The following is a 14,607-nucleotide window of genomic DNA, read 5'->3' on the forward strand; positions in this document are numbered from 1 at the left end:
TCTGATAGGATAAAGAAACTGTATAGCCAAGTTGATTGATTAAGTTATAGTTAGGTTTGATTAAGACTACTATTCCAGTAATTAATGCTATTATTGCTAACCAAGATTTACTTTTAGGATGCTTATAAGCGAACTTTGCCAATAAAAATGTTACCAAAGATACTACTAATATAAAAGGTAGAAACCAAAGATGATGAGTAGTTCCTGTCCATAAAAACTCTAACTTAATATTAATACTTGTACACAAATTTGTAATCCAGCAATTTAAATATCTAATTAACAAATATAAAATCGACCAGATTAAGAAAGGAATATAAATTCTCTTGAATCGGCTAATGGTGTAGTCAGTAAAACTAACTGTTGGTTTTTGGATTACTTTAGTAAAAATAATAAAAACAGCTGTAGATGTAAAAAAAGGTACAGCAAACCTTCCTAGCACAGAGGTAAAGCCAAGTTGAGGCGAACTAACTGTGTGAAGCCAGACGATGGAAATAGCAGCAAATACCTTAACTGCATCTAATGTAATAAATCGTTGCTTCATTTTGGCAAAAAAAAATCTATTTATATGAATTTGGTTGATAATTAAATTTAGTTTTTAAAGCTTACGACGTAGACATAAATCTTCCCTTAGCTTTTTTGGATCCGTAGCGTTCTACCATAAGCACAAAAACATATCCAAACAAAGCAGGCCATAATACCAGTAGAGTAAATTCTCGACCTAAGTTAAACGTTAGCCCTAAACAAATCAGAAATAATCCTAACCGCAAGGTGGAATATTGCTGCTTCCAAAGCCTACTCATAAAACTCACCCAGCTAGCCATTAAAACCGCTGCACCCATTGGTCCCAAAATAGGACCAAAATTAAAAAAACCTTGTCCAATTAATCCAGTTGAAACCGTAGCAAATACCCCAATGTCATTATCAGCACCACCAAATCCCCGTAAGATAGCATAGTCAATTCCAATTAGAGGTTTATTAGGCCAGATTGCTCTAGGAATTATATTAGCTGCTTCTGCGAAATAGCGACCTCCGTAAGTTAATTTTAGGCTTCCTTCTTGGTAAAATTGATTGATATAACATAGTTCTTCTAGCATATTTAATCCCAAGTGCCCTTCTTCCTCTACTTCTTCTTGGAATTGCGGGGCAAAATCTGGATTAAATAATCCTATAAAACCAATGTTACGATAAGTAATAATTAACGTCATCAATTCATTAATAGCCCAAAAAGTAGCCATGCTAATTAATGCCTTTTTCCAAAGCGGATCTCGGGAAAATAACGCATAGCTAAAATAGCCTGGCATAATCACTGCTAGAAGCTGGTTACGGGCTCCCAGGAAAATAAAATAGGGCAGTGCAATCACGATAATTAAAATATTTAAAAATTTAAATATTTTTCGCATTGGGAGGGGCAAAAGTACACCAAAGAAGGCACAAACTAGGGTATAAACATAACCAGCAGAGGAAACAATAAATCCACCACCACCACCAGTAGCACTCCTGCCCCACATTTGTATTCCTCGACGAGCTAATACCGGAAATAAAGCAGCGGCAATGTTTCCGTTGACACGGCTAACTCCATATGCTAATAAAACTAGCCAAACGAAGGCTAAAACTATTAAAAGTTGTTCAGGATTAAAAGTAGTAAATTTAAAAACAGTATGATATTTATTGATAAATCGGCGAGAAAGGGAAGGGATGAATAGGCGAAAACTTATTAAAAAAATAATAATTTGCCAATAACATTTTTCGAGGATTAATGAATCAAACTGAAGAAAGTTCTCAGGCGTGTAAAATAGTTCTACAAAATACCAGGCTCCAATAGTGGCATACACACCCAGGGCGGGAATACTCCAAGCTCGTTTGTCTCTGACTAAAAACGCTTCAATGACTAAGATAAAAAGTATGCTTGAAGCCATGACATAAATAGGGACAAGGTCTTCGGGAAACCCGACAGAATCAGTCATTAATCAAAACTCTAGCAAAGGGAACAGGGAATAGGGAGTAGGGAATAGGGAGTAGGGAGTAGGGAGTAGGGAGTAGGGAGTAGGGAGTAGGCAAGAGGCAATAGGCATGCTAGCAATAGGCATGCTAGCAAGAGGTAAGAGGCAAGAGGTAAGAGGTAAGAGGTAAGAGGTAAGAGGCAATAGGCATGCTAGCAATAGGCATGCTAGCAAGAGGGAAAAAAGAATGTGTACCTCATAGCTATGAGAAACGCTATATAAATAGGTTATGAAGAATCTTGCTGTGTCTTGATGCAGTCGCTCATGGGGGGAACCCCCAAGACCGCGCTGCATCGCTTTCTCATAACACCAAAAAATCCTCTAAGCTCTTTCATAGTGCTCCCTGCTCACTGCTCCCTGCTCCCTTTTGCCATCAATCCTATGTTCACAACCCAGATACAAACCCTATATGTTGCAGTTTTTGTTGGAGTTGAAGCAAACTAAATTGAGAGAAATTTATTTGATGGTGGGAAAAGCGCTGCAATTGTTGGGGGTGACTAAGACACCATTGCAAGGTTTGAGAAATCGCTTCTCCTGAAACCTCTGGTAAGATCAAGCCATTCTCTTGATCTTTCACCACTTCTCCACAAAATCGGGACACTATCAGGGGTAATTTCCAAGCTTGAGCTTCCAGTTGAGTTAAACCAAAGCCATCGGAAAGGGTAGGGAAGAGAAATACATCCGCTTGTTGATAATACTGGCTGGTGCTACTGCGGGGAACGGAACCAATCCAGCGCACATTTGGCAAGTTTTGTTGGGCTGGGGTGAGGGTAATCCCTAGGGATCCTACAATCTGAAATTCAATGGGTTCCTGTTGTAATAATCTCGCTGCTTCCAGCAGGGGAAAGATACCTTTACGTAGGATAACTTGTCCGAGGAACAGCACTCGCAGGGGACGCTGAGGGGAAAAGTGTTCCGGATAGGTGCGCACAAAGCCTTGAGATGCGGTAGGTGCTTGGTAAGCTAAGGGAACTACGGCAATTTTCTGTGAGGGTACCCCAACTTGTTGTAGGGCTTGGCTAGACCAGGTGGAGTTAACTACAATCCGGTCTGCCAAGTGACATTCTTTTTGCCAGTTAGTCCAATAGTCCGGCGGTGCTGGTTGCCAGGTTGATTGATAATGGGGATATTGGCGGTGGGCTTGGGCAACAATTTTTTCTTCCACAATTCCTGGATCTATTTGTCCGAGGACAGTGCGCCACCCTTGAGCTTTGGCAAATTGTAATAGATCTAAGGCTGCGTAGCTGTAAGTAAAGAGGATGGGAGGTTGATTAAATTTTGGAGCAATTTTTGCCAGATAGTTGACAGCGTTTTGTTGAAACCAGTGATTACGGGCAATAATTTGTTCCCAGCCACGCACTTTTTGCAGACGTTGCTGGATTTCTAGCTGAATTAAGGAATTGGTAAAGGCGTGAGTGGATGCTTGAGCAAGATCTGGGTGGAAGCGATCGCGTAAACTGGTGAGCAGGTTTTTGGGTAGATAGTTGAGGGGAGATTGGGGAGTAATCCAGGCGTCTGTGATTAGGTGAGATAGGTTACCCTGTTGATGTAGGGATCTGGGGATTGCGTAATGTTCTCTTGCTCCGATTTGACAGCAGATCCACTGATGAGATTGTTTAAACACAATTATTGAGGGAAAAAGATTTGTACCTGCAAAGTTTATTGTGATAAATTATTGATAATTAGACTAGAATGATTTCAATTTTGAATTCCAAGCTTCAGCACCTCTTGGAGGAGTCCCAATCCGTTTAAAAGCCTCCATTTGTCTGTATCCCAATCTATTCACTATTTTCTTCAGAAAACTTTTCTGAGTATATTTTTCTAAAGAAAAGCTCCCTAGTAAATCAGAATAGTTAGTTTTGATAAATTTAATTAGCTTTCTGACATGGCTATCAGCACAATCATCAAACAGAATAATTCCGTCCTTTTCAAGTAAAAGTGTGGAATAATAAAAATCTATAAATACGTCTTCAAACAAATGGGATCCGTCAACATAAATCAGATAAAATTTTTCTTTTGATTTTACTAGTTGAGGCAAGCTTAAATAAGAAAAATCTTCAATAAACCTAAATTGTTGACTTAGATTTTCTGCTTTTAACACAGTCAGGGCACTATTTTTCCAAGATTTTTTCTGAAAAGGGTCTATGGCTGTATGCAGAAAGTTGTTATCTTTGTGAATTTCTTGAAGACTTGCCAGAATAGCTAGTGCACTTCCTCCATAAGCTAAGCCGATTTCTAGCGTTTTATGGGGACGTTTAGCGAGAATAATTTCTCGCAGCACCTTGATATTGTTAATACTTGATAAACCTGACACAGGGATAGTGTTGTTATTTTCATCAATACTTTTCCCCGTTGCGATAATGTTATTGAGACTTGGGCAAAATTCTAAATATGATAATTCCATTTTTTTTGATAGTAATTTGAATCTTTCTAGAGCATCTGATTCTGGATTTTTTGTGACCAAATCTCGTAGGCTTGATCAGTTAGATGTGTACCATCTGTTGTCAGTTCTTTTTTTAGTAAACCTTCATCATCAATAAATTCTGACCAAGAATCAATAATTTTAATATTAGATTCTTGAGCAACACGAATCATTTTTCCACGCAGTTTCATAAGAATATCGTTTACTTCAGGTCTTCTTGTGGGAGGTGGAAGAGTCAAAATTAGAGAAGATTGAGTTGAATTGATTAGTTTGCTAAGATCTAATATTGAATCTTCAATAGTTTGACGTTCATCGAGTATAGAAAATGCATCATTTGTACCTGCTGAAACAATAATATATTTGGGTTGGTATATATTGGCTTTTTTAACTTGTGAAATAGTTTGTCGAATGGTGTATCCATTCCCAGCCAGATTCCGGGTTGTAAAATACCCAATGCCAATTTTTGGACCCCAATGTCCCCCTCCAGCTGCTAGTGAGTCACCACAAAATACAGCAGTAGCATTGCGTTGTTCAGAGACCCAATGTGACCATGTTTCTAGGATGGCATTGCGTGGATATTTGTTAATTGCTAAAGTACCTAAAATTGGTGAAAATAAAATAATTACGAGCCAAGGAAATAAAACAAGACCATAGCCGAAAGATTTTTTGGTATTTTTTACAGGAGCCATGGTTGGTAGTATAAGTGATAGTCTAAGTATGGATTTCGCTTCTTAATCAATCGGGCGGGATTACCTGCCACAATCGTGTATGGTTCCACATCTTTAGTAACTACTGATCCTGCACCAATTACCGCACCTTCTCCTATTTTTACTGAAGGTAAAATAATAGCTCGATAAGCAATCCAAACGCGATCGCCAATAATGACATCTCCACCTCGATCCCCAAAACTAGGGGATTGGGGGTCATGCCCTAAGGTTAAAATGGTTGCCTCTGGACCAATAGAAACATCGTTACCAATGTGAATTTGATAATGGCGACCATCCAATAAACAGCCAAAGTTAATTACGTTGCGATCGCCCAAATAGACTTTACGTCCGTTAAGAAAGCGACAGCCCATTTGAACCGATGTTTCCTTTCCTAGCCTGGCTAAATATGCCTTTAGGTAAGCAATGCGGATTTTACGGGAAGGACAGTTACTCAGCCAATGGTTGTAGTGATAGTTGAGAAGACTACCTGCAATAATTTTAGGATTCACTGATTAGGACTTATACGCAGATTTGTTGAAGTTTTTAAAACACTAAGAACAATCTGGGCATTTTCCTGCCAAGAATTGTCCATAAAATACTCTTCCCAGCAAGGTTTGATTGTTGTTCCCAACCATGACTTTAAGCCCTCGACAATCGCAGTTACACTATCAGGATCAACCCACAATCCCAGTTGATATTTTTGCACCATCTCTTTCAAAGGTCCTTCTCCACTGGAAGCTAAGCAAAGTTTACGATGGTGTGTGGCAACGCTTAAAACACCGCTAGCAGAGTGGAATGTCTGATCATAAGTCAATAAAACTAAATCACTCATGTCAAACAAATTGGGAATTTCCCCTGGGGGAATAAAGCCAATCTGCCACCGACAGCGATCTGCTACACCTAATTCCTTAGCTAATTCTTGATAACGACGAGCAAGTTGCTGACTAGAAGACTGTTCTTTTCCCGCGACTACTAAATATACATCAGGGACACGAGCCATTGCCTCAATTACCAGGTCAAGGTTTTTGTTCGGACGAATATGCCCAAAGGACAACATCACCTTAGCTTCTGGAGGTAAGTTGAGGGAGTTGCGCATTTTTTCCCTGGATTGAGTTGCTTTGGATAATTCATAAATACCGTGGGGAATTACAGTTGTGCGCAATTGAGGCATAGGGCTAACTGTATCTAGATCAATGGCTTCATGAACAAATGCCTCCCGCAGAAACGAATAGCCTGCTGCAATAGAGCAACGATGCCACCATTGAGGCCCCAGGACAAAATCTCGCACGGGATCATGGACTACTGCACCGAATACCACTCCCCGATTAGCTAATCGCCTCAGGTGATTGGCCCACAAGGGCGCAAGGTATTCCAGGTAAGAACCCATTAAGACGTGAGAAAACCGATTTTCTTCAATAAAACGGGTTAATCTAGCAATATTGCTGAGCAGATTATAGGAAAGATAGCCTGCTTTAAGAACCTTGGGCATTCGTGTATGCACCCCAGGACTTGCCGTGGTATCATCCAAAATAGGTACAATCTCATAGGCTTCTCCCCTACCTACGGGATAGTTGGGCGTAGTCAGTAACGTTACCTGTGCGCCAGCAGATACAAGGGCATTAGCTTGATAGTGGGCATAGTCAGCTAGTCCTCCATAGCTAGCAGGAGAATAGTAAAGTAACTTCATTCTTTAGGTCTATATTTTGGCGACAAAAGTTGCTGACATAAATTTTCTGGTGAGAAGTATTGTTGAGCTTTTGCCCTTTTCCTGAAAGCAAGTTGAGCATACTCATTAAAGTTTTTCCACATAGTTATAACTGCTTGAGTTAATTCTTCTGTGCTCTCATCTTGAATACCAATCCCTACACCAAATTCCCCGATCACCTCTTCTAACCAACCTCCTTGGGTATAAATAAGGGGAATTCCTAAACATACCGCCTCAATGGCTACCCGGGAAACACGACCATGATAAGAACTATTGCGGTAGGGTAAAATCATGCAGTCGGTCTTGCTCAGTAAGGTCTGATAGTCATGGGATTGGAGAGGGCGATCAATTATTGTCACCTGGGGATGTTGGCGCAGTAGGGAACCAGGCTCACAGATACTGCCATCAGGTAAGCTAAAAGGTTCAACCCATTGAATACAGAATTGAACCGGAATGTCTTGCTGTGGAGTCAAGAGTTGCTCAATGGCTGTTTTGAACATATCAGAACCCTTCTCATATCTCGCAAAACCGTAGCAAGCAAAGGTGGGGGCACTAGATAACTCTTGGCTTGATGATAATCTAAGTGATGGTGGGCTAGATTCTATTAACTGAGGTACAGGATGGGGAAAAAGCTGGAACGGTAAATTAGTTAGTTCCTCAAACTCTCGTTTTGCTCCCTTAGTTTCCACAGCCAAGGTAACTGTTCCTTGTGCCACTAGCTTCTGAAAACGGCGGAGTAGGAAGCCTTGAATTCCCAGGAGAGGAGATGATGGTAAGATTGACTTCTGAGTATTACGATCCCAAATCCCTGGATTGGCCACAAAGAATAGGGTTAAATGCTGAGGTCTTTGAGGATGAAATGTCATAATCATCCACCAAGCTAGCAGATGATGTATCAAAACCGTAGGCACAAAAATATGCTCATAACGGGGCTGTTTCCCTAGTAGAGGCACGAGCACAACTAAACATCGCCAACTATGAAGCAAAAAGCCATAATATCTCTCACCCGGTAACTTTTTTTTATGGTTGTCTAGATATCGAGCGTAACGAAACAGGGGAAAAACTTTTAATTCTTGGCAAATTTCTGGAACGACATCGTGGTGAGCAGCAACTTGTACTTGCCATCCCTGGGCTTCCGCAGCTTGAGTAATGGTTTTAATATACTCAAACCAGTGGGCTTTGAGATCCCTGAGGGCTTCTTCAACAACTAGTAATGATTTTGTCATCTTTTAACCGCGATGCTACCTAAAGTTAAGTGTTTTTGCTTCGTCCAAGCTAAATCCTAATTCTTCAATCAGTAGCTTCTGCTTGAGAGTTAGCCAACCTGGCTGATAGCAATCTGATTAACTGTTGTGACTAAATTTTGTTGCCAATACATGATAGAAAGGAATCGATGCAATCCTAGTACTTCCCTTACCCTGAGTGACAAAGACTTACAACCTTTTCGCTTTGAGCATTCTTTGAGCCATTCCTTAGCGATTTCCATTGCTTCATGAGCAGTTGTGGCGTCATTTTGTAGTCGTGCCTTCAGATAAATATCTGAGTAGAGACGCATGAGACTTTCACAATGTTTTGCGGTTAGCGATCGCTGTTGTTGACTAAGAAAATCTATGTTAGCGGTAGTAATTGCCTTCATAGATTGAAACCATAAAGCCAGAACATCTGGCTGATTTCGGTTGTCTTCAATTTCTTGGCGATAGAGTGCACCAGCGCTAGCAGTATATGCTACCGAGAATGTAGAAGTAAGGCGAAACCAAAAGGCTGTGTCTTCACTCATATAACGGTCAAGCGCTTCAACCCAAATAAATGGTGTATGCAAAATATCTCGCCTAACTATTGCTGAATGCACTGCCCAGGAAGCAAAGGCAATTGCTCCATCAGGAAAGCCAAAAGCTGTTGAATCATAGCCAGCAGGTGCTTTCAAGGTGCGCTGTTGTGGATTTGAATTAGCATATTCTTGCCAATGTCCGGCAATGATAGCTGCGTGAGGATGATCCTCAACAGGCGACAATAAATTTTCTAAATGAGTCGATTCTATAGTGTCGTCAGCATCTAGAAATAAGACCCAGGTTCCTGTTGCATGCCTTAACCCCACGTTGCGAGGTGCTCCAGGCCCACCTGTACGTTTAGGACATGAAATAAGATGGATTCTTGGGTCACAATATTTTTGGACGATTTCTAAGCCGTTATCTGTAGAGTTATTATCTACGACCCACAGTTCCCAATCAGTAATGGTTTGTGCAAGGACAGAATTGATTGCTGCACCTATATAAAGTGCTTTATTATAAAGAGGGACAATAATACTGACATCAGGCATAACTGATTTTCACGAAATCCTTAATTTGTCTGAGAAAGACACTCCAAGCTAACTGTCTTGTTGGCAACAGCATTACGATAGGCGGTTTCAAACCGGGTCACCACCCGAGACCAGATAAACGCTTCTGAAACCTGATCAGCATTTTTACCCAACTGCTCAGCCAGTTGAGGATCATTTAGTAATTGAAGTATGGCATCCTTCAGCTCTATTACATCAAGACCTACCTGATTGCCCTCACCGTAGGCTCTGCCTACTAACAAACCCGCACCCTGTCGCCCCAGTAGTTCCTCGAGAACTGGTAACCGACGGCCAATAACAGGTTTGGCATAACGACCAGCTTCCATATAAACTAAGCCAAATGCCTCCCCTTCAGAGGGAACACACAGCATTGTGCAAGCTGCCAGAGCATCATGCTTATCCTGCTCCGAGCCAAAGCCCAGTTCGAGAACTCCATCCTTTACTTCAAGACACACTTGAGACGGTTGCTCCCCTGGTGTTGGGCCCATGCAAACCAACTTGGCGTCCGGACGCTGAGCCTGCACGAGAGAAAAAGCCTGCTTGAGCAAAGTATAGCCTTTATCTGGTGTTTTTCTGCCCAGAAATAGAACAATGGGTCCTTCAAGAGAGTAGCTCTGCCGGAACCGATTGGCATTGCCGTCCGTTCGATTATCGATACCGTTACCAACGATAAAAAAAGGACCAGATAGACCACAAGACTCTAGAAAGTTACGCTCAAAGTTAGTAATAGCAAACAGACCTTGTGCCTGTTGATAGAGATAGAAGTCAAAGGGTGAATCTCCCCATTGACCTGGATGTACTGTAGGCTGGATTACAAAGGGCACACCTAACTTGCGAGCGGCTGCCGCTGCTGCAAACCCAATCAACTCATGAGCCTGACCAATGTGGTGGATGACGTCAACTCCTCTTAGGGCAGCGATCGCCTGTCGGGCAAATAAAGCCTCAAATAAGACGATGCCTAGGGAGCGAAAACTCGGACGGCCAATGCATTTTGAAACCACCCACATGATGACATTCGCAACTCTGGGATGTCTGAGGACGTTAACTTGTAGACCGCTCACTTTAAGCTCAGAGACGGACTCAGAAAAAAAAAGGTATCCCAGTAAGAAGGGGTGCGCGAAATGGCTCGCGTCACTATTGTGACCTCGTGTCCCCGAGCACGCAATCTATGGGCTAATTTCTCTGCGTGGGCTTGTAGTCCACCGGACTTTGGGTAAAACGTTCTAATAGTTAGACCAATTTTCATAACCAGTAGAAATATACAATAACTTAAGATTATTAAAAAAGATAGCAATCCGACTTGATCGCTTCTAAGTATACTGAGACTGAAGCCACCACTAGGCAGGGCATCAAGTCTGAGAAATTTTCAAATATCAATCTTGGTTGCTACATAGAGCATCGTTTGAGAAGATCTGAACTAATTCGATCAAGCACCTGCGAAAATTGAAACCGGGTTTTGGCCGTTCGACGAGCATTCTGACTGAGATTCGCAAGTAGCCCAGGATGATCAAACAATCGACCCACCTTCTCAGCACAATCCTTCACATCCCCAGGCTGAAATAGTAACCCACTTGTACCATCATCAATGAGTTCTGGCACTCCTCCCGTGCGGGATGCAACAACTGCTAAACCAGCGGTCATTGCCTCTAAAATCACAATGCCCATGGGTTCCTCCCAGACGCTGGGAAATACCAAGATGGAATTTTGGGCATACACTTCTGGCAAAGCTGACCGTTCCATCGAACCTAACCAAACTACTGCATCCCCTAAGCTACATTTAGCAATAAGCTCTTCTAGCCTTGCTCGATAGGTTGGTGAAAGACAAGGACCTGCAAGGGTCAACTTCAGATTCTGTAAGTTATACTGCTTTCGCAATTGTCCCAAAGCTTGAATTAAAACATGAACGCCTTTATGCTCAGCGACCTGACCTACATAGAGTATGCGATTGGGATTGGCAGCAGGAGTTGAGGGTGGCTTAAATAAATCTGTATTAATGCCCCAATCTGTTTTGAGCCAGACCGAAGTATTCAAAGATTTGCCTTCATGGTATTGGCGCAGATAAATAGTCGGGTAATGTATAAAATCTGGAGAAATCATTGCTTGTGCTGGCGGTATACCCATCAGTTTTCCCAATTGAAGCACACATTGACGGCTAAACTGTCGCACCAGATTATTAGCAGGGGTGGTTACATGTCGCGACCAGGCATCTACATTGAGGTCTCGCCAAAAATGGTCAAAAATAAATAAGCCCCAAGAGTAGTGATTGAGCTGCGCGAACTCTACTAAAGACCGGGATAATCCACTGAGATTCCAAAAGTAAACGAGGTGAGGCTGAACTTCCCGCAGTGTAGCGAGGAAAGAACGCTTTGTCACATATTCATGAATCAGTAGTTGCCTGAATCGATCAATCGCTCCAAATTGGGACAAGTTTCGTCCAAACAGGGAAGGTAAAATTCGGAGAATACTATCCTCCTCTTTACATTCTTCCTGCCGATGGGAAGAAGTCAAAACAACGACTTCAAAACCTCGCTCCCGCAATCCTTGAGTAACTTCAGCACAGCCAAGCTCATAACCACCATAAAAGACAGGCGGATAAAAGTTACTGACAATGAGAATACGTGGTTTTTGTTTTTTATTCAAAATCAGCATTAAAAAAGATGATAGTGATTTAATTTTTCATCAGGCTACAGTAGGCTTTTGAACGAGAATTACCCAGGACTTGTTTGCAACCGTTCATTAGGTATTGCCATAGATCAAATTTATAAGGCAGGTATATTCACATTAAAATTCGAGCCAGTTGGCGATTTTATCTAATATCAAATTAATTTTTAACTACTGAGTTAAGCAATTTGCTAAAAGCCTTAATATCAACATGCATATCAGTTGGATGTAATGTCTTTTCAGAAACAAGAATAGCTTTAAACCTGCTAAATTTATGTCCTAATTGTCTTGCCATTATTAAGTAATGAATTGGTAAATTAGTTGTAATTTCCACTACAGATATTCCTTTAGGGGCATAAATCATATTAGTAAATCCTGCACCATGAGGACCTATGATAGCTGAAGAATTGCTCAACAATTTAATCTGATCCTTCCAAGAGAGATCTTCTAAAATACAAATAGAAAAATCATGGTGTCGCAAGATAGGTTCTAAGCATCTCTCATTAACAACGCGACGTGTTCGTGCTTGACTCCGCGATATATAAATTCTTTGAAAATTATTACTTACTTCGATTTTAAAAAATCTTTTCATCCTCTGATCGACAGCTTTCAATGCTGACCCTGAACCCAAACCAGTATGACCCAGTGGGCTCGCAAAATATAATGTCTCAACTTTTGTATTTATTTTATTTGGCTGCAGTTCGAGTCTGTCATGAGTGATTCCATAAGCACAAAGAGAATCTAACTGGTAAGCTTTAGGTTTTTCTTGTAGCAAAAATTTAGTATCTGGAGGGAGATATGGCAAGGCAAATTCAAGACGAGGCAAAACATCATGAAACCAATGATAAAACTCATTACCCCATAAGCATAAAAGAGAATAAAAGTTTCCTCTTAAAACTCGCTTTTTTTGAAAAATCTGCCGATTATCAATATGTTTTTTTAAGTAAGGTAGATGCCAATTTCCTTGAAAACAAACTTTGTTATCTGGAAGTTTAACAAAGCCAATACTATCACAAACTGTCGCCCATTCAATTGGAACTAAAATCTGAGGCCGAGATAGAGCATCAAAATGCAACTGAAACTCTTGCTTTGCTTTTTTGTCTCCATAGATATGTGGCTTAACTTCTGGCAAAACAGGTTTATGTATCTCTAAGATTGGCAGGTTCTGAGCGGAAGCCCAATAAGCAATATCAAAGCAAATATCAGCCTGACGAATAAGGTAAGTTTTTTTTAGCCAACTTTTGATAGTTGAGTACATACAGGCAATCAAAAATTTTATTGACAATCAACAATTAAGTGCAGCGTTTGCATCAATCCATAACTGATGACGTATAGGTCCAACATAATGCCGGGCTGACCAAGGTTGATTATGAAAAGACTCTATCCAATAAGTGAGACGGTCTTTATCAACGTACACATCTTGTTTTTGAATCGTGTCTCCAACAGTTTTTGCAAGAATTGCTACCAAAGTTTGTTCACTAAAAAGGTGAATTTTATCTTCAGTTAGTGCATATAGAAGCAATTCTTGATAATTATCTATTTCAGATATAAAACGATTAAAAATAGCAAAACCAGCATTTATAAAGGGAGGATACGACATTTCTTCCTGAAGAGCATTGGGAAGCTTATTTAATAACTTTAAATTGTAAGAATTTGCATAATCTTGAGCTGCATAAATTGCTTTTTCTGAATAACAATTCATTAGCTGAACAACATCACGAAACCATAAAACATCACTATCTGCGTAGAGTAATCGATTCTTCTGAACAATTCTGAGACATGCTGCAAATTTAAAACCAAAGATATGTTTACGACAAAAATCTGCTAACAGTGGCCATCCCGCTTCATCATGGAACGCTGCTGTACTAACGCGATCCAAACAATATATTTTTCCTGGCCAAAAACTAAAAAACTCTTTTACTTCAGACTCTGTTAGTGACTCATCATATGCAATGAATAAATCTGGTAAAGCACTGCTATGCCGAGCAAGTGTTTCAAGGCTTACTCGACTCATCATCAGATCCTTACGGCAAGTTAAAGTAACATAGCTGAAGTTTGCCTTGGGTTTTTCTGGGATCAATGGAATATTACGAAAAGCTATGCGATATCGACGCCACTCACTGATACGCCATTTTAGATTCGCTGAATTGTTGGGATTAAATATATAGTATGGAAATCTCATATATCTGTAAATAGTTAACGCCTATAGAAGTTAGGTGATAATGGGACGATACTCAGAAAGGTCAGATTGAACCAATAGACTATCCCGATTGCAACAATAGACCTTAATTCCTGCATTAACCAAGTTTTTATTTAAGTCAGGCCAGTGGTCTAACATCGAACCTTTCCATCCATAAACTTCTCCTACGGTAGCATGAACATTTTTTGCCTTAGCCTCTTGATCCCAAGGATTAATCAGTTCTGGATATCGATTTAATTCTGAGTCAAAGAATGTACCACCTCTATTGAGATCTATCCCAATCAATTTGATAACTGGAGCAATCCTGAGAATAGCAAGCACATTCAATAAACAGGTAAGACTTCCTCGACGGTAGAAAATATTTTCATTTAAAGAGTTAGCCCATTTTAAGTTTTCTCCTTTGCTAGTATCTCGAATAAAAAATATAGATAATAAATTAGGATGAACAAATGATTTAAAATAGTTTTCTAAAATAAAAATCGGCAGTTTTTTTTCTGTATTTAACAACTTCAATTCAACTTGTTTAAATGCCTTTATGGCTGATGCAATTGGCATTGGCAAAAAGGCATTTAAACAA

Annotated in this window: 14 protein-coding genes and 1 pseudogene; all 15 read right to left on the reverse strand. The window is 40.4% G+C overall.

Features of this window, described 5'->3' with window-relative positions:
* Positions 1-541 (reverse strand): acyltransferase family protein (locus F6K37_RS16705; RefSeq protein WP_287251264.1); only part of this gene is annotated, 541 nt, incomplete at its 3' end.
* Between the two features lie 61 nt (positions 542-602).
* Positions 603-1,964: a hypothetical protein gene (locus F6K37_RS16710; RefSeq protein WP_009149863.1), complete on the reverse strand. Its 1,362-nt coding sequence runs from the start codon at positions 1,962-1,964 to the stop codon at positions 603-605.
* A gap of 3 nt (positions 1,965-1,967) precedes the next feature.
* The gene (locus F6K37_RS16715) at positions 1,968-2,294 is read right to left on the reverse strand and encodes a hypothetical protein (RefSeq protein WP_131827257.1); all 327 of its coding nucleotides are present in this window, start codon (positions 2,292-2,294) and stop codon (positions 1,968-1,970) included.
* Positions 2,295-2,385: 91 nt separating this feature from the next.
* Positions 2,386-3,624 (reverse strand): glycosyltransferase family 4 protein, encoded by a 1,239-nt coding sequence (locus F6K37_RS16720; RefSeq protein ID WP_009149861.1) that lies wholly within the window; start codon positions 3,622-3,624, stop codon positions 2,386-2,388.
* Between the two features lie 63 nt (positions 3,625-3,687).
* Positions 3,688-4,464 carry a class I SAM-dependent methyltransferase gene (locus tag F6K37_RS16725; protein WP_287251265.1) on the reverse strand — a complete coding sequence of 259 codons (777 nt, stop codon included), beginning with the start codon at positions 4,462-4,464 and terminating at the stop codon, positions 3,688-3,690.
* A complete protein-coding gene (locus tag F6K37_RS16730; RefSeq protein WP_287251266.1) occupies positions 4,431-5,111 on the reverse strand; it encodes an SGNH/GDSL hydrolase family protein in 681 nt (226 codons plus the stop codon). Before F6K37_RS16730 ends, F6K37_RS16725 begins: the two co-directional genes overlap by 34 nt.
* Positions 5,099-5,638: an acyltransferase gene (locus F6K37_RS16735; RefSeq protein WP_287251267.1), complete on the reverse strand. Its 540-nt coding sequence runs from the start codon at positions 5,636-5,638 to the stop codon at positions 5,099-5,101. Before F6K37_RS16735 ends, F6K37_RS16730 begins: the two co-directional genes overlap by 13 nt.
* Positions 5,635-6,816: a glycosyltransferase family 4 protein gene (locus F6K37_RS16740; protein ID WP_287251269.1), complete on the reverse strand. Its 1,182-nt coding sequence runs from the start codon at positions 6,814-6,816 to the stop codon at positions 5,635-5,637. The genes F6K37_RS16735 and F6K37_RS16740 overlap by 4 nt, the downstream gene beginning before the upstream one ends.
* Positions 6,813-8,060, reverse strand: a complete 1,248-nt coding sequence (locus F6K37_RS16745; protein WP_287251271.1) for a glycosyltransferase — start codon at positions 8,058-8,060, stop codon at positions 6,813-6,815. Before F6K37_RS16745 ends, F6K37_RS16740 begins: the two co-directional genes overlap by 4 nt.
* Before the next feature lie 89 nt (positions 8,061-8,149).
* The gene (locus F6K37_RS16750; protein WP_287251272.1) at positions 8,150-9,151 is read right to left on the reverse strand and encodes a glycosyltransferase family 2 protein; all 1,002 of its coding nucleotides are present in this window, start codon (positions 9,149-9,151) and stop codon (positions 8,150-8,152) included.
* A 20-nt stretch (positions 9,152-9,171) separates the two neighbouring features.
* On the reverse strand, positions 9,172-10,230 hold the full coding sequence (locus tag F6K37_RS16755; RefSeq protein WP_161603183.1) for a glycosyltransferase family 4 protein: 1,059 nt from the start codon (positions 10,228-10,230) through the stop codon (positions 9,172-9,174).
* A 325-nt stretch (positions 10,231-10,555) separates the two neighbouring features.
* A complete protein-coding gene (locus F6K37_RS16760; RefSeq protein ID WP_287251274.1) occupies positions 10,556-11,818 on the reverse strand; it encodes a glycosyltransferase family 4 protein in 1,263 nt (420 codons plus the stop codon).
* 172 nt (positions 11,819-11,990) lie between these two features.
* Positions 11,991-13,115, reverse strand: coding sequence for a glycosyltransferase family 61 protein (locus F6K37_RS16765; protein ID WP_287251275.1), 1,125 nt, complete (start codon positions 13,113-13,115; stop codon positions 11,991-11,993).
* Entirely contained in the window at positions 13,116-14,012 is an 897-nt protein-coding gene (locus tag F6K37_RS16770; protein ID WP_287251276.1) for a hypothetical protein, read from the reverse strand.
* A gap of 30 nt (positions 14,013-14,042) precedes the next feature.
* Positions 14,043-14,607 (reverse strand): annotated as a pseudogene (locus tag F6K37_RS16775) (hypothetical protein); the annotation flags it as partial.

Source organism: Moorena sp. SIO4E2 (assembly GCF_010671945.1).
Lineage (GTDB): Bacteria > Cyanobacteriota > Cyanobacteriia > Cyanobacteriales > Coleofasciculaceae > Moorena > Moorena producens.

Excerpts from the sequence above, each read along its gene's own strand:
- F6K37_RS16710 (WP_009149863.1), bottom strand. The coding sequence starts at position 1,964 with ATGACTGATTCTGTCGGGTTTCCCGAAGACCTTGTCCCTATTTATGTC.
- F6K37_RS16715 (WP_131827257.1), bottom strand. The coding sequence starts at position 2,294 with ATGCAGCGCGGTCTTGGGGGTTCCCCCCATGAGCGACTGCATCAAGAC.
- F6K37_RS16730 (WP_287251266.1), bottom strand. The coding sequence starts at position 5,111 with ATGGCTCCTGTAAAAAATACCAAAAAATCTTTCGGCTATGGTCTTGTT.
- F6K37_RS16740 (WP_287251269.1), bottom strand. The coding sequence starts at position 6,816 with ATGAAGTTACTTTACTATTCTCCTGCTAGCTATGGAGGACTAGCTGAC.
- F6K37_RS16745 (WP_287251271.1), bottom strand. The coding sequence starts at position 8,060 with ATGACAAAATCATTACTAGTTGTTGAAGAAGCCCTCAGGGATCTCAAA.
- F6K37_RS16750 (WP_287251272.1), bottom strand. The coding sequence starts at position 9,151 with ATGCCTGATGTCAGTATTATTGTCCCTCTTTATAATAAAGCACTTTAT.
- F6K37_RS16760 (WP_287251274.1), bottom strand. The coding sequence starts at position 11,818 with ATGCTGATTTTGAATAAAAAACAAAAACCACGTATTCTCATTGTCAGT.
- F6K37_RS16770 (WP_287251276.1), bottom strand. The coding sequence starts at position 14,012 with ATGAGATTTCCATACTATATATTTAATCCCAACAATTCAGCGAATCTA.